Source organism: Pantoea sp. QMID4 (genome assembly GCF_030270445.1).
Lineage (GTDB): Bacteria > Pseudomonadota > Gammaproteobacteria > Enterobacterales > Enterobacteriaceae > Pantoea > Pantoea vagans.
Genome location: NZ_BSXL01000004.1, coordinates 87,456 through 108,411 on the forward strand (window position 1 = coordinate 87,456; position 20,956 = coordinate 108,411).

The 20,956-nt window shown below is 60.0% G+C and carries 20 protein-coding genes; 13 read left to right on the forward strand and 7 right to left on the reverse strand.

Annotation, left to right across the window (positions count from 1 at the left end; translation table 11 throughout):
- The first annotated feature begins 29 nt into the window (after positions 1-29).
- The 4 genes from osmF to QSK07_RS10175 are packed head-to-tail and all read left to right on the forward strand — an operon-like array spanning position 30 to position 3,779.
- Complete coding sequence (gene osmF / locus QSK07_RS10160; protein WP_285720774.1) at positions 30-941, forward strand: glycine betaine ABC transporter substrate-binding protein OsmF; 912 nt, start codon at positions 30-32, stop codon at positions 939-941.
- A 3-nt stretch (positions 942-944) separates the two neighbouring features.
- Positions 945-2,120, forward strand: a complete 1,176-nt coding sequence (locus QSK07_RS10165; RefSeq protein WP_285720773.1) for an ABC transporter permease — start codon at positions 945-947, stop codon at positions 2,118-2,120.
- The gene (locus tag QSK07_RS10170) at positions 2,113-3,060 is read left to right on the forward strand and encodes an ABC transporter ATP-binding protein (protein ID WP_275219826.1); all 948 of its coding nucleotides are present in this window, start codon (positions 2,113-2,115) and stop codon (positions 3,058-3,060) included. Before QSK07_RS10165 ends, QSK07_RS10170 begins: the two co-directional genes overlap by 8 nt.
- Positions 3,048-3,779, forward strand: coding sequence for an ABC transporter permease (locus QSK07_RS10175; protein ID WP_285720772.1), 732 nt, complete (start codon positions 3,048-3,050; stop codon positions 3,777-3,779). Before QSK07_RS10170 ends, QSK07_RS10175 begins: the two co-directional genes overlap by 13 nt.
- Here the strand turns inward: QSK07_RS10175 and QSK07_RS10180 are convergent.
- Together QSK07_RS10180 and QSK07_RS10185 are read right to left on the reverse strand one after the other, a co-directional pair.
- Positions 3,760-3,867 carry a YohO family small membrane protein gene (locus tag QSK07_RS10180; protein ID WP_013357227.1) on the reverse strand — a complete coding sequence of 36 codons (108 nt, stop codon included), beginning with the start codon at positions 3,865-3,867 and terminating at the stop codon, positions 3,760-3,762. The genes QSK07_RS10175 and QSK07_RS10180 overlap by 20 nt on opposite strands.
- Before the next feature lie 87 nt (positions 3,868-3,954).
- Positions 3,955-4,689: a MerR family transcriptional regulator gene (locus QSK07_RS10185; RefSeq protein ID WP_013357228.1), complete on the reverse strand. Its 735-nt coding sequence runs from the start codon at positions 4,687-4,689 to the stop codon at positions 3,955-3,957.
- Between the two features lie 149 nt (positions 4,690-4,838).
- Here QSK07_RS10185 and QSK07_RS10190 point away from each other — a divergent pair, with 149 nt between their 5' ends.
- From QSK07_RS10190 to ybiB, 4 genes are all read left to right on the forward strand, one after another.
- A complete protein-coding gene (locus QSK07_RS10190) occupies positions 4,839-5,402 on the forward strand; it encodes an XRE family transcriptional regulator (protein WP_285720771.1) in 564 nt (187 codons plus the stop codon).
- Complete coding sequence (locus QSK07_RS10195) at positions 5,399-5,917, forward strand: GNAT family N-acetyltransferase (protein ID WP_285720770.1); 519 nt, start codon at positions 5,399-5,401, stop codon at positions 5,915-5,917. Before QSK07_RS10190 ends, QSK07_RS10195 begins: the two co-directional genes overlap by 4 nt.
- A gap of 123 nt (positions 5,918-6,040) precedes the next feature.
- On the forward strand, positions 6,041-8,209 hold the full coding sequence (gene dinG, locus QSK07_RS10200) for an ATP-dependent DNA helicase DinG (RefSeq protein WP_285720769.1): 2,169 nt from the start codon (positions 6,041-6,043) through the stop codon (positions 8,207-8,209).
- A 23-nt stretch (positions 8,210-8,232) separates the two neighbouring features.
- Positions 8,233-9,198: a DNA-binding protein YbiB gene (gene ybiB / locus QSK07_RS10205; RefSeq protein WP_285720768.1), complete on the forward strand. Its 966-nt coding sequence runs from the start codon at positions 8,233-8,235 to the stop codon at positions 9,196-9,198.
- Between the two features lies 1 nt (position 9,199).
- Here the strand turns inward: ybiB and QSK07_RS10210 are convergent, their stop codons facing one another.
- The 3 genes from QSK07_RS10210 to hutH all read right to left on the reverse strand — a co-directional run bounded on the left by QSK07_RS10210 (position 9,200) and on the right by hutH (position 13,809).
- Entirely contained in the window at positions 9,200-10,357 is a 1,158-nt protein-coding gene (locus QSK07_RS10210) for a M20 aminoacylase family protein (RefSeq protein ID WP_285720767.1), read from the reverse strand.
- Positions 10,358-10,557: 200 nt separating this feature from the next.
- Positions 10,558-12,243: a urocanate hydratase gene (hutU, locus tag QSK07_RS10215; protein ID WP_285720766.1), complete on the reverse strand. Its 1,686-nt coding sequence runs from the start codon at positions 12,241-12,243 to the stop codon at positions 10,558-10,560.
- Between the two features lie 15 nt (positions 12,244-12,258).
- Complete coding sequence (gene hutH / locus QSK07_RS10220; protein WP_285720765.1) at positions 12,259-13,809, reverse strand: histidine ammonia-lyase; 1,551 nt, start codon at positions 13,807-13,809, stop codon at positions 12,259-12,261.
- Between the two features lie 326 nt (positions 13,810-14,135).
- On the opposite strand from hutH, the gene hutC reads away from it, so the two are divergent.
- Entirely contained in the window at positions 14,136-14,891 is a 756-nt protein-coding gene (gene hutC / locus QSK07_RS10225) for a histidine utilization transcriptional repressor HutC (RefSeq protein ID WP_275219820.1), read from the forward strand.
- A 171-nt stretch (positions 14,892-15,062) separates the two neighbouring features.
- On the opposite strand, the gene QSK07_RS10230 is transcribed toward hutC, so the two are convergent.
- Together QSK07_RS10230 and QSK07_RS10235 are read right to left on the reverse strand one after the other, a co-directional pair.
- Positions 15,063-15,626: a HutD/Ves family protein gene (locus QSK07_RS10230; protein WP_285720764.1), complete on the reverse strand. Its 564-nt coding sequence runs from the start codon at positions 15,624-15,626 to the stop codon at positions 15,063-15,065.
- Positions 15,623-16,978: a formimidoylglutamate deiminase gene (locus tag QSK07_RS10235; protein WP_285720763.1), complete on the reverse strand. Its 1,356-nt coding sequence runs from the start codon at positions 16,976-16,978 to the stop codon at positions 15,623-15,625. Before QSK07_RS10235 ends, QSK07_RS10230 begins: the two co-directional genes overlap by 4 nt.
- Before the next feature lie 81 nt (positions 16,979-17,059).
- Here QSK07_RS10235 and hutI point away from each other — a divergent pair, with 81 nt between their 5' ends.
- From hutI to QSK07_RS10255, 4 genes are all read left to right on the forward strand, one after another.
- Positions 17,060-18,277, forward strand: a complete 1,218-nt coding sequence (gene hutI, locus QSK07_RS10240) for an imidazolonepropionase (protein WP_098051117.1) — start codon at positions 17,060-17,062, stop codon at positions 18,275-18,277.
- On the forward strand, positions 18,274-19,065 hold the full coding sequence (gene hutG, locus QSK07_RS10245) for an N-formylglutamate deformylase (protein WP_275219817.1): 792 nt from the start codon (positions 18,274-18,276) through the stop codon (positions 19,063-19,065). The genes hutI and hutG overlap by 4 nt, the downstream gene beginning before the upstream one ends.
- 307 nt (positions 19,066-19,372) lie before the next feature.
- On the forward strand, positions 19,373-20,221 hold the full coding sequence (locus QSK07_RS10250) for a transporter substrate-binding domain-containing protein (RefSeq protein WP_098051115.1): 849 nt from the start codon (positions 19,373-19,375) through the stop codon (positions 20,219-20,221).
- A 12-nt stretch (positions 20,222-20,233) separates the two neighbouring features.
- Entirely contained in the window at positions 20,234-20,953 is a 720-nt protein-coding gene (locus tag QSK07_RS10255; protein WP_285720762.1) for an ABC transporter permease, read from the forward strand.
- The last annotated feature ends 3 nt before the right edge of the window (positions 20,954-20,956 follow it).

A 20,956-nucleotide genomic window follows, 5' to 3' on the forward strand; every position in this document is an offset into this window, starting at 1 on the left:
AAACAACGTACTGCGATAAGGAAAAAACCATGGTCAGAATTCGGGGTTGGGTGGGAGTCAGCGCGTTGCTGCTCAGTGTGGGAATGGCACAGGCGGCGGATCCGGTGCGGGTCGGCTCCAAAATTGATACTGAAGGATCACTGCTGGGCAACGTAATCCTTCAGGTGCTGGAAAAGCACGGTGTAAAAACCGTCAATAAAATCCAGCTTGGCACAACGCAGGTGGTGCGCGGTGCCATCACGGCGGGCGAGCTCGATATCTACCCCGAATATACCGGCAACGGCGCATTCTTCTTCAACGATGAGAAAGACAGCGCCTGGAAGAATGCCGCCACAGGCTACGAAAAGGTGAAGAAGCTCGACGCAGAGAAAAACCATCTGGTGTGGCTGACACCGGCTCCGGCCAACAACACCTGGACCATCGCCGTGCGTAAAGATCTGGCGGAGAAGAACCAGCTCACCTCGCTGGCCGATCTCAGCGCCTTTCTGAAAAAGGGCGGCATCTTCAAGCTGGCCGCCTCAGCCGAATTTATCGAACGCAGCGATGCTTTACCGGCCTTTGAAAAAGCCTACGGCTTTGACCTTAAGCAGGATCAGCTGCTGTCGCTGGCGGGCGGCGATACCGCTGTGACCATCAGCGCGGCGGCGCAGCAGACCTCTGGCGTTAACGCGGCGATGGCCTACGGTACCGACGGTCCGGTGGCGGCACTGGGTCTGCAGACGCTCAGCGACCCTAAAGGCGTTCAGCCGATTTACGCGCCAACGCCGGTGATCCGCGAATCAGTACTTAAAGCCTGGCCGCAGATTGCTGACTGGCTGAAGCCCGTGTTCAGCGCGCTTGATGAGAAAACGCTGCAACAGCTTAACGCCAAAATTGCGGTCGATGGCCAGGACGCCAGCAGCGTAGCGACCGAGTGGCTGCAGCAGAAAAAGCTGTTGTAACCGATGCAGATATCGCGGGACGCGATATGCCGTCCGGTTCAGCAGCCGGTGGCATTGCTGCTGCTGACGCTGCTGAGCCTGGCGCTGGTGACCTTGCCGTTTCTTAACTTCGCCCCCAATCGTCTGGTGGCGGGTGAACCACTGATGGGCTGGCAGATAAACCGCTTCGGGCTGTTGCTGCTGCCGCTGGTGATGCTGTGGCTGCTGCTGTGGCGTCAGCCCGGGCGCGTCACGCTGATGATGGCGCTGCTGGCGGCTGAGCTGATGCTGGCGGCGATCATCTGGCTCAGCGGTCATCAGGCGACGTTGCTCAGTCAGCAGGGCAGCCGTCTGGCGCGCACCAGCTTTGCCAGCGGCCTGTGGTGCAGCGGTGCACTGATCCTGCTGCTGATCACCGATCAGGTGCGGCAGCTGACCCCGCATCGGCTGGCACAGCTGCTGCTTAATCTGCAGGTCTGGCTCCTGCCACTGTTGCTGCTGTTCAGTGGCCAGCTCGCCGATCTCTCCCTGCTGAAAGAGTATGCCAACCGTCATGCGGTGTTTGATGCGGCGCTGAGCCGTCATCTCACGCTGCTGGCCGGTACGGTCTTGCCTGCGTTGATGATTGCGCTGCCGCTGGGCGTCACGCTGTTCCGGCGGCCCGGCTGGCAGGGAAGTGTCTTCGGTGTACTGAATGTGATTCAGACGGTGCCGTCAGTGGCGCTGTTTGGTCTGCTGATTGCGCCGCTGGCCGGTCTGGCTCAGCATTTTCCGTCGCTAGGTGACTGGGGTATCAGCGGCATTGGTATGGCCCCGGCGCTGATCGCCCTGGTGCTTTATGCACTGTTACCGCTGGTGCGTAGCGTGGTGGTGGGGCTGCAACAGGTGCCGCATGAGGTGCGCGAAAGCGCGCGCGGCACGGGCATGAGCGGCTGGCAGCAGTTTATCGCGGTGGATGTGCCGCTGGCGCTGCCGGTCTGGCTCGCAGGTCTGCGAGTCGTCGTGGTGCAGACGCTGGGCATGGCGGTGGTGGCGGCGCTGATTGGCGCGGGCGGTTTTGGCGCGATTATTTTTCAGGGGCTGTTAAGCAGTGCGCTGGATTTGGTGTTGCTGGGCGTTATCCCGGTGATTGCACTGGCGGTCGTCATTGATGCGCTGTTCCGCCTGCTGATCTCACTGCTGGAGAGAAAAGATGATTGAGTTTGATGGCGTTTCCCGTGCCTTTAACGGTAAAGCGGCGGTAAAAGATCTGTCGCTGCAGGTGGCAAAAGGGGAATTCTGCGTACTGCTCGGCACCTCCGGCTCCGGCAAATCGACCACGTTGAAAATGATCAACCGACTGGTGGAGTTTGATAGCGGTGAGATCCGCTTTGCGGGTGAGTCGATTCGCCAGCTCGATGCCCGCACATTACGCCGACGCATGGGCTATGCCATTCAGTCGATTGGCCTGTTTCCGCACTGGACGGTGCGGAAGAATATCGCCACGGTGCCGGTCCTGCTGGGCTGGTCCAGAGCGCAGATCGATGAACGCATCGCGGCGCTGCTGGCGCTGCTGAACCTTGACGCGCAGCTGCTGAATCGCTATCCGCATCAGCTCTCCGGCGGGCAGCAGCAGCGGGTAGGCGTGGCGCGGGCGCTGGCGGCTGACCCGGAAGTGCTGTTGATGGATGAGCCGTTTGGCGCACTCGATCCGGTGACGCGTGGCGTCCTGCAGCAGGAGATGCTGCGTATTCATCGGCTGTCGGGCCGCACAATCGTGCTGGTGACGCATGACATCGACGAAGCGCTGACGCTGGCGGACCGCATCGTATTAATGGATAACGGTAAAATTGTTCAGCAGGGCAGGCCGGCAGAGCTGCTGACCCAGCCAGAAAATGACTTTGTGCGCGACTTCTTTGGCCGCAGCGAAATGGGCGTCCGGCTGCTGTCGCTGGAACAGGTCGGTAACGCCGTCCGGCGCGGCGAGTGGCTGGCGGGCGAACCGATCGCTGCCGCACTGACGCTGCGTGATGCGCTGTCGCAGTTTATCGCCCGGCGCACTGATAAACTGCCGGTCGTTGACGATCAGCAGCAGCCGCTGGGCGTGCTCCACTTTGGCGACCTGCTGCAACTGCGCGAGGGGGTAACATGCGCAGGCTAAAGGATCCGCTGCTGTGGCTGGTGCTGATCTATGGCGCGCTGCTGACCCTGATGCCTTACAGCGGGCCGCTGTTTCACCGCTGGTTTCCCGAACTGGCGCGGCCACTTTATCGGCAGGAGAGCTTCTGGCAGCTGACGCTGGCGCATCTTTTTCTGGTGATCACCGCCAGCCTGCTGGCGATCGTTATCGGCATTGGCAGCGGTGTGCTGGTGACCCGGCGAGCGGGGCGCGCTTTCCGGCCGCTGATGGAGACTATTGTGGCGGCGGGGCAGACTATTCCGCCAGTGGCGGTATTGGCGATTGCGGTACCGGTAATGGGCTTTGGCGCGTGGCCGGCGGTAGTGGCGCTGCTGCTGTATGGATTACTGCCGATTTTGCAGGGTACGCTGGCGGGCATTGATAGCGTACCCGCTAGCAGCCGGGAGATTGCCATTGGGGTCGGCATGAGTAGCTGGCAGCGGTTGTGGGAGATTGAACTGGCGCTCGCTGCACCGGTGATCATCGCCGGGATACGCACGTCGGTCATCATTAACATTGGCACCGCGGCTATCGCCTCGACGGTGGGCGCTAAAAGTCTGGGATCGCCGGTGATTATTGGCCTGAGCGGATTTAATACAGCTTATGTGATTCAGGGAGCACTACTGGTGGCGCTGCTGGCAATAGTGAGCGATCGCCTGTTTGAACGCCTGCAGCGCTGGCTTAGCGTGAGTGAACAATAAGAGAGTATCCCACCAGCATCAGACCGCTGGTGCCACCGAGAGCCATAATAAAGAACAGCGTGGCGAAAAAGGCTTTTTTGACATTCATGGGTGAAACCTGAACTTGTTAATAATGAGGCGGGGATAATAGCGCGCGCAAGGCAGGAGGCAAAGTGCCCGGCGTGCGTTTTTGTTATCAGGCCGGTTCGTGTAACCGCACGCCATAGCCCTGTTCCTGCCAGTGTGACAGCTGCTCCTGCTGACGACGGGTCAGTTTTTTACCGGTAAAGACAAACATATTCATGCCGGGAAAGAGTTCAGGGCGTGGAACATCCAGCGGTTCTGCCAGGACATCAATCCGCCAGCCATGCTGCGACAGACGCCAGCCTTCCAGCCAGATACGGGTCCGATCGTCGATGCCCCAGCCAATAATCAGCGCATCTTTACCCGATTTTTTGCGACTGGCGGTCAGACAGAATGCAACATAGTCGATCAGCAGGCCATCAAGCAGACTGCACATGGTGCGGGCCGTGTTCTGATCCAGACTCAGCTTCTGGCGCACCGGCATGAAAACGTGATCAATCAGCGCATCAATCGGATGTTCGCGACCAATCGCGGCAATTTTATTACGAAGCTTAGCAGGTCTGACGTGGCGCAGTACGCTAATCAGCTCATCCTGCAGTGTGGTCCAGCCATCGTGTGCATCGACATCGCCACCTTCCAGCAGTGCCTTCACTTTACCGACCGGCACGCCACTTTCAATCCAGCGCATGATTTCTTCAATGCGTTGTACATCTTCTTCGTCAAACTGACGATGTCCGCCTTCGGTACGTTGCGGCTTCAGTAAGCCATAACGACGCTGCCAGGCGCGCAGGGTGACTGGGTTTATGCCACAGCGCTCGGCGACGTCACCGATACTGTATAAGGTCATAAATTCCTCTTTCGATTGGTCTGAGTGCGATTACCATAACGAAGCAAATTAAGTTGTACAATACATTTCTCAATGTACAACTTGACTGATACGGCTTTTCCAGGCTATATCTCAAATAAGAGAATTATTCCCACAAATGAGAAAAAACCATGCCGGAGCTGAATACGGAGCAACGACTGGCGGTGCGGCTGGCAGAATTACGCCTGCAACGCGGCTGGTCTCTTGATGAACTTTCTGTCGCTACCGGCATCAGCCGCGCGACATTATCGCGCATTGAGCGAAGCGAGACCAGTCCCACGGCTGCACTGCTTAATCGTCTGTGTGTCGCATACGGGTTAACAATGTCGCGCCTGCTCAGTGAAGTGGAAGATGAGTCCCGTCTGCTGGTCAGAAATGAGCAGCAGCCGGTGTGGCAGGATGACGCCAGCGGCTTTATCCGCCAGAATATTTCACCACCTGCACTTCATTTTAGATGCGAACTCGTTGAGGGCAAGTTACGGCCTGGTGCGCGTATTGATTATGATGCGCCACCCATTCAGGGGCTGGAGCAGCATATCTGGCTGCGCGAGGGCGGTCTCACCGTCACGATGGGGTCTCAGGCGTGGACGCTACAGCCCGGCGACTGCCTGCGGTTTCATCTGATCGGAAAATCGGCTTTTGAGGCGCACCTGACCGACGGTGCGCGATATTTACTGGTGGTGGCGAAACCATGACGGACTATGCAACTCTCAGCGCGACCCAGGCGCAACAGCTGCTGGGTGAACTGACCGACGTTTTGCAGGGCTGCGTGGCAGACGGTGCCAGCGTCGGCTTTATTGATGCTGAAGATGATGAGGTGATGGTGCGATTCTGGCAGCAGCGGATCGCCAGCATCACCAGTGGCGACAGCGAATTACTGGTTGCGCGTCAGCATGGTCGCATCGTGGCCACGGTCATCCTTAGCCGCAGCGGCATGCCTAATGGCCGCCACCGCGCAGAGATCAGCAAACTGCTGGTGCATCCGCAGGCGCGCCGTCAGGGTATCGCCCGTGAACTGATGCAGCGTGCGGAGCAGCGAGCACGCGCGCAGGGTAAAACCCTGCTGGTGCTGGATACGCGCAGCGGCGATGTCGCGAGCGATCTCTACCGTTCGCTGGGCTGGCAGGTGGCGGGATCGATTCCCTGTTATGCCGAATCTACCGCAGGCGTGCTGGATGCCACCACCTATATGTACAAAGTGCTGGCGTAAAACACCGTCGTCGGACAACCGCTGAATTTTACGACGGCGCACGAAAAATTCGGCGCGAAAGCTGACGCCGCCGGGATACTGTGTAAAAATACAGGCCATTTTTTCGGTGTGGTAACGCAAATCATGGCCCTGACAGCCGCAGTAAAAAGCCAGATAGCGCAGTGGTATAAAGCGCTTCAGCAGCAGGTGCCTGATTTCATTCCGCGAGCACCGCAGCGCCAGATGATCGCCGAAGTGGCGAAATGCCTGGCGGGCGACGATGCGCGTCATCTGGCGGTCGAAGCGCCGACCGGCGTGGGCAAAACCCTCTCTTATCTGATTCCGGGCATCGCAGCCAGCCGCGCTCAGGAAAAGCAGCTGGTGATCAGCACCGCCAACGTGGCGCTGCAGGATCAAATCTTCACCAAAGATCTGCCGCTGCTGAAGAAAATTATTCCCGACCTCACGTTCACCGCCGCCTTTGGTCGCGGGCGCTATGTCTGTCCGCGCAATCTGGCGGCGATGGCGGCCGATGACGACCAGCAGGGCGATCTGCTGCTTTATCTGGATGATGACGCCGTCAGCAGCACCAAAGAAGAACAGACGCAGTGTGGCCGCTTGCAGAAATCCCTGGATCGCTACCAGTGGGATGGTCTGCGCGATCACAGCGAGGAGAACGTCAGCGACAGCCTGTGGCAGCGCCTCTCTACTGATAAAGCGAGTTGTCTGGGTTCGCACTGCCACTGGTATCGTGAATGTCCGTTCTTTGTGGCGCGGCGCGAAATCGAGCAGGTCGATGTGGTGGTGGCGAACCATGCGCTGGTGATGGCGGCGATGGAGAATGAGTCGGTACTGCCGCCCGCTAAAAACCTGATGCTGGTACTGGATGAAGGACATCATCTGCCGGAAGTGGCCCGCGATGCGCTGGAGATGAGCGCCGATATCACACCGGGCTGGAGCAGCCTGCAGCTCGACCTTTTTATCAAGCTGGTCGAGAGCATCATGACGCAGATGCGGCCAAAATCGCCGCCGCCGCTGGCTAATCCTGAGCGGCTGAAAGCGCACTGCGATGAACTGCGTGAGCTGCTGACGATCACCGCGCAGGCGCTGAATCCGCTGCTGCCGCCTAATAACCAGCCGGGCGAATTCCGCTTTGTGCTGGGTGCGCTGCCGCAGGAGCTACTGGATCTCTGCGCCCGGCTGTTCAGACTCAGCGATGCCCTGCGGGGACTGAGCGAAGGCCTGATTAATGCGCTCAGCGAGCAGACCGGCAAGGTCGATATGGTGCGGCTGCATCGCAACCTGCTCCAGCTCAACCGGCAGTTTGGCTGGTTCGAATCGGTGAGCAAGCTCTGGCGGCTGGCGGCGATGGAAAAAGCCTCTGGCGCGCCGGTATCGAAGTGGATTACCCGCGAGCTGCGCGAAGGTCAGGCGCATTTGCTGTTTCATTGCGCCGGCATCCGCGTCAGCGATCAGCTGGAGAAGATGCTGTGGCGCAAAATTCCGCATGTGGTGGTCACCTCCGCCACGCTGCGATCGCTCAACAGCTTCAATCGCCTGCAGGAGATGTCGGGGCTCAGCGTAAAAGCGGGCGACCGCTTTGTGGCGCTCGACTCACCGTTTAACCATGTGGAGCAGGGCAAGCTGGTGATCCCGCTGATGCGCCTTGAGCCGCTAATGACGCACGAAGCGGAGCACATCGCTGAGATGGCCGGTTTCTTCCGTCAGCAGATGGTGGAGAAGAAGCATAAGGGCGTGCTGGTGCTGTTTGCCAGCAACCGGGCGATGCAGCAGTTTGTCGCCTGTCTGCCCGATCTGCGGCTCTCGATGCTGGTGCAGGGCGATCAGCCGCGCAGCCGCCTGGTGGATCTGCACCGTCAGCGCGTTACCCAAGGTGACACCAGCATTCTGATTGGCCTGCAGTCGTTTGCTGAGGGGCTGGATCTCAAAGGCGATCTGCTGAGTCAGGTGCATATCCATAAAATCGCTTTTCCCCCGGTGGACAGTCCGGTAATTTTGACCGAAGGCGAATGGCTGAAAAGCCTGAAGCGCTATCCGTTTGAGGTGCAAAGTTTACCCAGCGCCTCATTTACCCTGATTCAACAGGTCGGACGCCTGATTCGCAGCCATCAATGCTATGGCGAAATCGTGATTTACGACCGCCGTCTGCTGAGCAAAGCCTATGGCAGCCGGTTGTTAGCGGCGCTGCCAATCTTCCCGATTGAGCAGCCGGAAACGCCAGAGCCGGCAGCGATACCGGCCACCGTGGTGCCAAAGCACACCGTGCGTAAACGCCGCCCCACGCGGCGCTAAGCGCACTTAACCGGAAGCGAGCGATGGAACTGAATAAAATCATTAAAGAGGTGGGTCGCGGTAAAAATCATGCCCGCGATATCGACTTTGATACTGCCGTGGCGCTCTATGGCGCGATGCTGGCGGGCGACGTGCCGGATCTTGAGCTGGGCGCTATTCTGATTGCGCTGCGCATTAAAGGCGAAGGCGAAGCGGAAATGCGCGGCTTTTATCAGGCGATGCAGGCGCAGATGATGCAGCTGCATGCGCCGGAAAACCGCCCGATGCCGGTAGTGATCCCCAGCTACAACGGCGCACGCCGCCAGGGAAATCTGACACCGTTGCTGGCGCTGCTGCTGGTGAAACTTGGCTTCCCGGTGCTGGTACACGGCGTCAGCGACGACGCAACACGCATCACCAGTGAAGCGGTGTTTGCCGCGCTGGGCATTACGCCTGTGATTACCGCTGAGGCGGCGCAGGCAAAACTCGATCAGGGCCTGGCGTTTATCACCATCGATCATCTCTGCCCGCCAATGGCGAAACAGCTGTCGCTGCGCTGGCGGATGGGGGTGCGTAACAGCGCCCACACGCTGGCAAAACTGGCTACGCCGTTTGCGGAGCGGGCAGCGCTGCGGCTGTCGAGCGTCTCGCATCCTGAGTATGTACCGCGTGTAGCGAAATTCTTCAGCGACATCGATGCGCCTGCGATATTGCTCAATGGCACCGAAGGGGAAGTCTATGCGAATCCCCAGCGCTGTCCGGCGATCAGTATGATTCAGGGCGCAGGCGCGGAAGCGGAAGTGTGGGTGGAGCGTCAGCCGGAAGTGGCCGTTGAACTGCCGGCAGACAAAACGGCAGAAGTCACTGCGCGCTGGATCGAAGAGGTACTGAATCAGCAGCGCCCGGTGCCTGCGTCACTGCGACTGCAGCTCGCCTGCTGCCTGCGCGCCAGCGGCCAGTGCGAATCGCTGGCGGCGGCAGAGCAGCAGATTCTCGCCGCCGGTTACTGATTCAGGCTACCGGCAGCGCCTGTTCAACCAGGTTCTGCCAGAAACGGATGCCAATCGGCAGCAGCGCGTCGTTGAAGTCATAGCGGGCGTTGTGCAGCGGCGCGGAAGGCGTTTCGCCGTCCGCGCCCAGCCAGAAGTAAGCGCCGGGACAGGCTTCCATCATGCAGGCAAAATCTTCTGACGCCATCGACGGATTAACCTGCCAGTGAACCTGTTCAGCTCCCAGTGTTGAGCGTGCAACCTCGCGCACCTGCTCAGCCGGTGCCAAATGATTGGCGGTGACCGGATAGCCCGGCAGCCAGTCAATCTCACCGCTCACGCCAAACGGACGCGGCAGCGTCGCGACAAACTCATCAATCAGCCCGCGCACTTTTTCGCGCACGCTGGTCTGCAGGCAGCGCACCGTGCCGCGTAAGACAATCTGCTCCGGGATGACGTTAATCGCTTCACCACCGTGAATCTGCGTCACGCTGACCACGGCTGACGCCAGCGGCGAGAGCCGGCGTGACGGAATGGTCTGCAGTGCCAGAATCAGCTCGGCCGCCACCACCATCGGGTCGGCACCGCTTTCCGGCATCGCCGCGTGGCAGCTTTTGCCGTGCAGCGTAATTTCAAACGAATCCAGCGACGCCATCATCGCGCCAGGGTTGACCGCCAGGGAGCCCAGCGGCAATCCCGGCCAGTTGTGCATGGCGTAGATTGCATCCATCGGAAAGCGCTGGAACAGCCCCTCTTCCACCATTTTGCGTGCCCCGCCCAGATTCTCTTCGGCAGGCTGAAAGATGAAATGCACCGTGCCGCTGAACTGACGTGTGGCAGCCAGCTGGCGGGCGGCAGCCAGCAGGATAGCGCTGTGACCGTCGTGTCCACAGGCGTGCATCACGCCGGGCGTCGCAGAACGCCACTCAGCGTCCCCTTTTTCAGTAATCGGCAGCGCATCCATATCTGCACGCAGCCCGATAACCGGGCCGGGACCGTTTTCCAGTGTGCCGATGACGCCGGTGCCCGCCAGGCCACGGAACACCTGCAATTCCGCCTGCGCTAACTCTTCCGCAATAAACTGGCTGGTTTGCTGTTCCTGGTAACCTAATTCGGGATGGCGATGAAACTCACGGCGCCAGCGCAGGGCATCTTCAAGCAGGGCAGGGGAAAGGGTCATGCAGAGTCGCGCTCCATACAGAATGAGAAGATTTCACTTTAGTGGTCGGGTGATGCGGCGTCTATCGCCGTCAGGACTAAATCTGGCTATAGGCTAAATCAAAATGGAATAAGTAATAAGGAAGTGATGTTTACGCCAGGGGGTAAGAATGGAATAGCGGGGGAAAACGGGGCAAGCTGCTGCTCGCCCCAGTCAAAGGATTACTTCTGCATAGGCAGATTCAGGCCATGTTCAGCCGCGCACTGCTGCGCCAGCTCATAGCCTGCGTCGGCATGACGCATCACACCGGTGGCCGGGTCGTTCCACAATACGCGACCCAGACGCGCATCAGCTTCTTTGCTGCCGTCACAGACAATCACCACACCGGAGTGCTGTGAGAAGCCCATGCCGACACCGCCGCCATGATGCAGACTGACCCAGGTTGCGCCGCCTGCGGTATTCAGCAGGGCGTTGAGCAGCGGCCAGTCAGAGACCGCATCCGAGCCATCTTTCATCGCTTCGGTCTCACGGTTAGGAGAGGCGACTGAGCCGCAGTCGAGATGGTCGCGGCCAATTACGACCGGCGCTTTCAGCTCGCCGTTGCGGACCATTTCGTTAAACGCCAGACCGGCAAGATGCCGTTCACCCAGTCCCAGCCAGCAGATACGGGCAGGCAGGCCCTGGAAGGCGATGCGCTCCTGCGCCATATCCAGCCAGCGATGCAGCGTTTGCTGGTGCGGGAACAGCTCTTTGAGTTTCGCGTCGGTCTTGTAGATATCTTCCGGATCGCCCGAGAGCGCGACCCAGCGGAACGGGCCTTTGCCTTCGCAGAACAGCGGACGAATATAGGCTGGCACAAAGCCAGGGAAATCGAACGCGTTGCTGACACCCTCATCCAGCGCCACCTGACGAATGTTGTTGCCGTAATCGACGGTTGGGATGCCCATATGGCAGAAGTCGAGCATCGCCTGGACATGAACCGCCATAGAAGCACGGGCTGCTTTCTCTACGGCTTTCGGCTGTGAGACGCGCTCCTGCTGCCAGCGCGTCAGATCCCAGCCAATCGGCAGATAGCCATTAATCGGGTCGTGCGCCGATGTCTGATCGGTCACGATGTCCGGCTTCGGCCCGCCCGCCTGGGCGCGTTTCACCAGCTCCGGCAGGAGCTCAGCGGCATTGCCCAGCAGGCCGACCGAAATCGCTTTCCTGGCGGCGGTGGCTTCGCTGATTAACGCCAGCGCTTCATCCAGCGTGGTGGCTTTGTAGTCCACGTAACGGGTACGCAGACGGAAATCGATGCGCGACTCCTGGCACTCAATCGCCAGTACACAGGCCCCGGCCAGTACACCCGCCAGCGGTTGTGCGCCGCCCATACCGCCCAGCCCGGCGGTGAGGATCCAGCGTCCGCTGAGGTCGTTGTTGTAGTGCTGACGACCCGCTTCCACGAAGGTTTCATAAGTGCCCTGCACGATGCCCTGCGCACCAATATAAATCCAGGAACCGGCGGTCATCTGGCCGTACATCATCAGACCCGCTTTATCCAGCTCATGGAAGTGATCCCAGGTCGCCCAGTGCGGCACCAGGTTGGAGTTCGCCAGCAGCACGCGCGGTGCATCTGCGTGGGTGCGGAAGATGCCGACCGGCTTGCCGCTCTGGATCAGCAGCGTCTCATCCGGCTGCAGCGCCCGCAGCGAACGCAGGATCTGTTCGAAGCATTTCCAGTTGCGTGCCGCCTTACCGATGCCGCCGTACACCACCAGATCTTCCGGACGTTCAGCGACATCGGGATCGAGGTTGTTCTGAATCATGCGGTAAGCCGCTTCAATCAGCCAGTTGGCGCAGTGCAGCGTAGTACCCTGTGGTGCACGAATCTCACGTGCCAGAGCCTGAGAAAGAGTTTCGCTCATGAAGGAATCCTTAATTCAAGAAGTTGGGCGCATGCTCGGCAGCAGCGCGGTCAATGCCTGAGGCCAGTCAGCGCGACTTGCCCACTGACGCATTGCCTCGATATCGGGCGCCAGCAGACGATCTTCCTCAAGGAAGGCGACCTGCTCGCGAATGGTGTCGATGGCCTGCTCAATCAGCGTGGAGCTTTTGAGTGGCCGGTTAAATTCAATGCCCTGCGCAGCAGCCATCGCCTCAATGCCCACTACGGCGGCGCTGTTGAAGCACATGCTGCCGAGACGCCGGGCGGCGTAAGTCGCCATGGAGACGTGATCTTCCTGATTCGCAGAGGTTGGCAGACTGTCGACGCTGCCCGGATGGGCCAGCGATTTGTTCTCAGAAGCCAGCGCGGCGGCGGTGACCTGGGCGATCATAAAGCCGGAGTTCACGCCGCCGTCACGTACCAGGAAGGGCGGCAGACCGGATAAGCCGCTGTCCAGCAGCAGCGCCAGTCGCCGTTCAGAGATGGCGCCGACTTCGGCAATCGCCAGCGCCAGGATGTCAGCAGCAAAAGCCACCGGCTCAGCGTGGAAGTTGCCGCCGGAGATCACATCGCCGCTGTCGCTGAACACCAGTGGATTGTCCGAGGCGGCGTTCGCTTCGATTTCCAGAATCCGCGCCGCGTGGCTGACATTGTCCAGGCAGGCACCCATCACCTGGGGCACGCAGCGGATGGAGTAGGGATCCTGAACGCGGCCGCAATTCGTATGCGACTGCAGAATTTCGCTGCCTTCAATCAGGGTGCTGACGGCTGCCGCGACCGCAATCTGGCCCTGCTGGCCGCGCGCCTTGTGGATGCGGGCATCGAACGGTTTCAGCGAGCCTTTGATCGCCTCCAGCGACAGTGCACCGGCCATCAGACCGGCGGCAAACAGGTTCTCACCTTCGAACAGGCCGCGTAGCGCCAGCGCGGTCGAAACCTGGGTGCCGTTGAGCAGCGCCAGGCCCTCTTTCGGACCGAGCACAAACGGTGACAGGCCCACGCTTGCCAGTCCCTCTGTTGCCGGGATCAGCGTGCCATTGACCTGCACCTGACCTTCGCCCAGCAGCATCAGCGACATGTGCGCCAGCGGTGCCAGATCGCCGGAGGCACCGACCGAGCCTTTTTCCGGAATGCAGGGCATTACGCCCGCGTTGAACAGCGCCAGCAGCGCCTCAACCAGTTCGATACGCACGCCAGAGTGACCGCGCGCCAGGCTGATGATTTTGGTGGCGACCACCAGACGGGTGACATTGTCGGGCAGCAGATCGCCCAGACCCACGCTGTGTGACAGCACCAGATTGCGCTGCAAATCCGCCAGCCGGCTGGCCGGGATTTGCGTCTGTGCCAGCTTGCCAAAGCCGGTATTAATGCCATACACCACGTTGCCGGAGGCGACAATCATCTCCACGGTCTGCTGCGCCGCCGCAATCGCCTGACGCGCACTGTCGTCAAGACTCAGCGTGACGTTACCCTGATAGATAGCGCGTAATGTGGCGAGGTCCACCTCGCCGGGCACCAGGCGCAATGCCTGAAACGAACCTGACATAGTCTACTCCTGTCTATACAAGTGTGCTGGCAAGGCTAAGCTGCTTTCCATGCCCTGAACCAGCGGAATAATGTGAGTGAAACATAAGCGTTAATTCTTGTCTATGCTTGTCTATACAATCAAACAGACTAAGCAAGTGCCGTGCCAGACCGATCACAAAAAATGAATGTCTAACCGGCGCGGGTCGCGGGTTATACGCGACGGAGAGAGTGCACCATCAGGATGCGCAGACTGCACCAGTGGGGCACGGCGCGCGTTACTGGATGTATATACATTCACGCAGTGAGACAGTAAACTTAAGGGACTTTCAGCATAAGGAACAGCAAATGGTCGAGCATACGGCACTGGCACAACTGGCGGCGGCAATGAGCGATGAACCCGCCCCGATTTATCAGCGGGTGAAGCAGGCCATCGTCAGCCAGATCCGTGAAGGGTTGTGGAAAGCGAATCAGCGTGTGCCATCAGAAAGTGAACTGGTGAATGAGCTGGGCGTCAGCCGCATGACTATTAACCGGGCGCTGCGCGAACTGACCAGCGAAGGTTTTCTGGTGCGGATGCAGGGCGTCGGCACCTTTGTGGCGGAGATGAAAGGCTATACCGCTATGCTGGAGGTGCATAACATCGCCGATGAGATCGCTCAGCGCGGTCATCAGCACAGCTGTAAAATTCTCGCCATCGGCCAGAACAAAGCCGATCCTGAGCAGGCCGCCGTGCTGGGGCTCACCACTGGACAAACGCTCTACCATTCGCTGATTGTGCATTACGAAAATGATCTGCCGGTGCAGCTTGAGGACCGTCTGGTCAATCCGCTGGTCGCGCCAGACTACCTGACGCAGGATTATCAGCAGATGACGCCCTATACCTATCTGATGCGGGTCGCGCCGCTGACGGCAGGTGAGCATATTGTTGAAGCGGTACTGCCCGATGCGCGTCAGCGTAAACATCTGTCGCTGGATGAACACGAACCCTGCCTGCTGATTCGCCGTCAGACCTGGAGCGACACGAAAATCGTCACCTATGCGCGACTGCTTTATCCCGGCTCACGTTACAAACTACTGGGGCGCTTCAGGGGACACGGTTAAGAGCCGAGCCCATCAGGTTATTTTATTTGTCAGTGTGGACCTGGGCAGTGCTCACACAGGCTGCTTTAGCAACCTGAACGCCCTGAAGTGCGGCCCTGAAGGGGCGAGCACAGCGAGTAATCCTCACGTACTACGTGTACGCCTGCTTGTTCCGCGCTGTCCGTGTCCAGACTACCTGCAACAATTACGCCTGGTGGGATAGGCTCTAAGTCGGGTAAACAGCAGCCGGGCATCCGGCTCGCACGGGCTGAGTTGTGTTTCTTCATCGACCCACCACGCGCCCTGTTGCGCGGTCAGCCTTTCCCCGTCAGCGGTCTGCCACGCACCCGCCAGCACCCAGGCGACGCCGTGCAGACTACTGACCTGCGCGGTAACTATCTCAGCTGTGGCCTGCCATTCACCGCGCCGGGCCATGATATTAAAATCTTCGCTGACGCTACCCTGCAGCTGCGCCGTTAAGGCGAGCTCACCGGCAAACGCCCACGGCTTTTGCGGTGTCAGCAGATGCTGAACGCCGGGCGCGGTTAACAACACCGCATCGCCATGCAGCAGGGTAATCACCCGATCGATGTCCGGAAAGGCGGAGAAGGGACCATCCTGCGCCAGCGTAGCAATACTGGCGCGCCAGCCGAAGCGATCTGCGCCGGGCGGGAAGCTGATGATCTCGCGGGTTTCGCCGCCGCCGTTGCGCCAGCGGCTGACCGGCAGATCTTCGTACCTGAACCGGGCGATCATCGCAGCGCCGCCATCGCCTGAGCAAAGCGTGCAGCACACGCCGCCTGCTGCGGATGCACCCCATCTTCAACCACGGCCTTACCCGCCACATAAACGTCCCGAATCTGATCGCGCTGTCCGGCAAACAGCCAGCGGTTCAGCACCGTATGTGAATCCACGCTGCCGAGCCATGCATCATCGCGCAGCACCAGCCAGTCGGCACGTTGTCCCACCGCCAGCGCGCCCTGCTGAATGCCGCACGCCTGGGCTCCGCCCGCCGCGGCCTGCTGCCACAGCAAATCGCCCACCGACGGCTGGCCGGGCAGGGTAATCCGGTTGCGACGCTGGTCGCGCAGCCGCTGCGCATACTCCAGCCAGCGCAGCTCCTCCTGGGCGCTCAGCGAGACGTGACTGTCGGAGCCAATGCCCCAGCGTCCGCCCTGCGCGATATACTCCACCGCCGGAAAGATGCCGTCACCGAGGTTGGCTTCGGTGGTCGGACAGAGACCTGCTACCGCGCCACTATGCGCGAGACGCGACAGTTCATCTTCATCCAGATGGGTGGCGTGGATCAGGCACCAGCGTGCATCCACCCCAAAGCGGTTCAGCAGCCAGGCCACCGGACGCTCGCCGCTCCACGCCAGCGAGTCATTGACCTCTTTCTGCTGTTCAGCCACATGAATATGCACCGGCAGCGCCGGATCGCTGGCCGCCAGCACCTCGTGCATCTGGCTTTCGCTTACTGCCCGCAGCGAATGGAAACAGAGGCCACGGTTCAGCAGGGGCCGCTGCTGCTGCCACGTATCCAGCCGCGCCTGCTGTTGCAGGTAGTGTTCGCTCTGCTGGATAAAACGTTTCTGACCGGCCGCCGCAGGCTGACTGCCAAAGCCGCTGTAGCTGTAGAGCACCGGCAACATTGTCTGACCGATACCGGCAATCTCTGCTGCTTCAATCAGCTGTTGCAGCATCGCGTCATCGCTGTAGGGCGCGCCGCTGGGATCGTGATGGAGATAGTGAAACTCTGCCACCTGGGTGTAGCCGCCTTTCAGCATTTCGATATAGAGCAGGGCGGCAATATCACCCACCTGCTCTGGCGTCAGGCGCTGCACCATGCGGTACATGAGGTCCCGCCAGGTCCAGAAGCTGTCCTGTGGATCGCCCGCCACTTCCGCCAGACCCGCCATCGCCCGCTGGAAAGCGTGCGAGTGCAGGTTAGCGATCGCCGGGATCACCTCGCCGTTGAGGCGGATAGCCTGATCTGCGTGGCTGTCCGGGGTAAGGGAGTCGATAAAACCGGTCTGATTGACCGTAATACGTACCTGCTGCTGCCAGCCCTCCGCCAGCAGTGCGCGCGGGGCAAAAAAAGTCGCCATGGTTGATCCTCACCGGATGTGGTTGTATATACATATACATACTTTGAGGCACAGTGTAAACGGCGGAGGCTTGAGGCGGCGATGACAGAAGAGATGCGCGTAGAGGCGGTGTGGACGGGGGCCGACCTGGTCACCATGCGTGACGGAAAGTACCATCTGATCCCACAGGGCGCACTGGTGGTGCGGGCGGGCAGGCTGGTGTGGGTCGGGCCTGAAGCGGAGATGCCCGCCTTCGTCGCCGATCGGCATCATCGTCTGCCAGGCGGTATCGTGACGCCGGGGCTGGTGGATTGTCATACTCATCTGGTGTTTGGCGGCGACCGCAGCCAGGAGTTTGAACAGCGTCTGAATGGCGTCAGCTACGCAGAGATTGCCGCGCAGGGCGGAGGCATTCTCTCCACCGTGCGCGCCACCCGCGCGGCGACTGAAGAGGAGCTGGTGGCCTCGGCCCGCTGGCGACTCGACCACCTGCTGGCTGAGGGTGTGACCACCGTGGAGATCAAGTCCGGCTATGGTCTGGATGAAGAGAGCGAACTGCGAATGCTACGGGCGATTCGTCAGCTGGGAGAGCGCGTTGCCGCTGATGTCCATGCCACATGCCTGGCCGCGCACGCCTTTCCGCCGGAGTTTAAGCACGACCCGAATGGCTGGGTCGACATCATCTGCGACCGTCTGCTGCCGCAGGTGCAGGCGCTGGGGCTGGCGGATGCGGTGGATGCTTTCTGCGAGCATCTCGCCTTTTCCCCGGAGCAGGTGGCGCGGGTGTTTGACCGGGCGGTAGCGCTGGGTATGCCGGTAAAGCTGCATGCGGAACAGCTTTCAGCGCTGGGCGGTGCCACACTGGCGGCCCGCTATGGTGCGCTTTCTGCTGATCATCTTGAATATGCCACCGAAGAGGATGCCAGGGCGATGGCGCAGCATGGCACCGTGGCGGTGCTGCTGCCCGGTGCGTTTTATCTGCTGCGCGAAACCCAGCGTCCGCCAGTGGATCTCTTCCGCCGCCACGGCGTGCCGATGGCGCTGGCCAGCGATGCCAATCCCGGCACCTCGCCCGCGCTGTCGCTGCGTCTGATGCTGAATATGGGCTGTACGCTGTTTGGCATGACGCCGGAAGAGGCGCTGGCGGGCGTCACCCTGTGGGGGGCAAAAGCGCTGGGGCTGGCGGAGAGTCACGGCTCGCTGGAGGCGGGTAAAGTGGCAAACTTTGTCCACTGGCCGCTGGCACGACCGGCAGAACTGGTTTACTGGCTGGGTGGTGAACTGCCCTGTACCGTTATCTATCGTGGAGAACCGCAATGAACCCTTTCTATTTTTCCCAGGGCAGCCTGCCGCTGCTGGTCAGCATTCCCCACGCCGGTACTGAACTGACGCCTGAGGTGGATGCCGGATTGAGCGAGGCCGCGCGCGGCCTGCCTGACACCGACTGGCACATCCCACTGCTGTATGATTTTGTGCGTGACCTCGGGGCCAGTGTGTTAATTGGCCGCTATTCCCGTTTTGTGGTCGATCTTAATCGTCCACCCGATAATCAGCCGCTCTACACCACCGCCACCACCGGCCTGTTCCCGGAAACCCTGTTCGACGGCACGCCGACCTTTGCACCAGGCAAAACGCCCGATGCCACGGCGCGTCAGGGCTACGTCGATCAAATCTGGCAACCTTACCATCAGCAGATTCAGCAGGAGCTGGCGCGGCTCAAAGCGCAGCACGGCTATGCGCTGCTGTTTGACGCGCATTCCATTGCCAGTGAAATTCCCCGTTTGTTTGAGGGCCGTCTGCCCGATATCAACGTCGGCACCAACGACGGCGCGAGCTGCACGCCTGAGATGAGCGCAGCCATAGAGGCGGTGTGCGCCGCACAGCACGACTACAGCTGGGTGCTCAACGGCCGCTTTAAAGGCGGTTATATCACCCGCGCCTATGGCCAGCCACAGCAGCAGATTGAGGCAGTTCAGCTGGAGCTGGCGCAGCTGAACTACATGGATGAAACCCCGCCTTATGCCTGGCAACAGGCGCGTGCCGCAGAGTTACAAAAAGTGTTAAAGGCGATGATCCACGCCATGCTGGCGCAGGCCAGACCGCAATAAATCTACGATGCGCCGCCCTGGTGCAGCGCTGCGCTAATCGGGGGCAGGTGAGAGCAGCCTGTCTGGCTGCTCCCTTACTTCCGCCTCCATTCGTCACTTTTGCAGAGCTGGCATAACCTTTGCTTAGTTGTATGTACAAGTGCTGCAGCGCGTGCTCAATCTGAATAAATCCCGTCTGGCTCACAAATTGATAAAGCCAGCAATGAACTGCACAACGTTAACTTGTATATACATGACATATCATCCTGTGAAATTTATGTTAAATCTCGCAGGGCGATCACCAGGCCGCTACTTTCAGGAGAACCGTATGACGCACCCTCTGACCCTTCGTCGTTTATGTCTCACTACGCTGGTTTCCAGTCTGCTGCTCTGTGGCGTCAGCGCCCAGGCTAAAGAGTGGAAGTCGATCACCATTGCCACTGAAGGCAGTTATGAACCCTGGAACCTCACCCTGCCGGGCGGCAAGCTGGGCGGTTTTGAGCCGGAGCTGATGGCGGATCTCTGTCAGCGCATGGCAATTCAGTGCAAGCTGGTGGTGCAGAACTGGGATGGCATGATCGCCGGACTGAATGCCGGGAAATATGACGTGATCATGGATGCGATTGTGATTACGCCCGATCGCAGGAAAGTGGTGAATTTCACCGTGCCCTATGCCTCCACGCCCGCCACCTTTATCACCGTGAAAGGTTCACTGCTGCCCGCCGACAGCAAGATCATCAAACTTACCGACGATGAAAAAACTATAGAGCCTGCCATTGCACCCCTGAAAGCCGGGCTGAAGGGCAAAACGATCGGTATCGCCTCCGGCACGGTCTATACGCCGTTTATCGACAAATACTTTAAAGATGTGGCGGATGTGCGTGAATACACCAGCTCAGCTGATGCGATCCTCGATTTGCAGGCCGGACGTATTGATGCGGTGTTTGATGATGTGACCTTTGCCCAGTCGATGCTGGCGCGACCGGATAACCGTAACCTCAGCTTCAGCGGTCCGCAGCTGGGCGGCCCGATCTGGGGTGAGGGCGAGGCGTTGGGCGTGCGCATGGCAGACAACGATCTGAAAGGCCGACTGGATCAGGCGATCAAAGCCGCGCTGGCCGACGGCACAGTGAAAAAGCTGAGCGAGAAGTGGTTCAAAACTGACGTCACACCCTGAGAGAGGTAACGGATGATAAGCCTGCTGAGTTTTGGCCCGGACGGCTGGGGACGGTTGATTCTGAGTGCCACGCTGACCACGCTGCTGCTGTCGTTTGCCGCGCTGCTGGTTGGCGCGCTGGTGGGGTCGGGCGTTGCTGCCGCAAAGTTATCGCCGCACCGGGCGGTGCGCTGGCTGGGGGAAGGTTACTCGGTGATCTTCCGTGGCATTCCTGAACTGCTGGTGATCTACCTGTTCTACTTCGGCGGATCGGGGTTGATCACGCAGATCGGACAGCTGTTTGGCGCGGACGGCTTTATCGAAGCACCACCGTTTCTGATCGGTGCGCTGGCTATCGGGCTGATCTCCGGCTCTTACCAGGCGGAAGCCTACCGCGCCGCACGGCTGGCACTGGCGAAAGGGGAGATTGAAGCCGCTGTCGCGATTGGCATGCCGCGCTGGCGCATCCGGCAACGCATTCTGCTGCCGCAGGTGGCGCGCTATGCGCTGCCCGGCCTGTCAAACGTCTGGCAGATGAGCCTGAAAGATTCGGCGCTGGTGTCGGTGACCGGTATTGTCGAGCTGATGCGGGCCAGCCAGATTGCGGCCGGTTCGACCCGTGACTACTTCTTCTTTTACCTGGTAGGCGGAGCCTGTTACCTGCTGCTGACGCTGCTGTCGAACCGCGCCTTTCTGCGCGCCGAATCCCGGCTTGGTCGCGCCTGGCAAAGCCGCACTGCTGCGCAGCATTAAGGA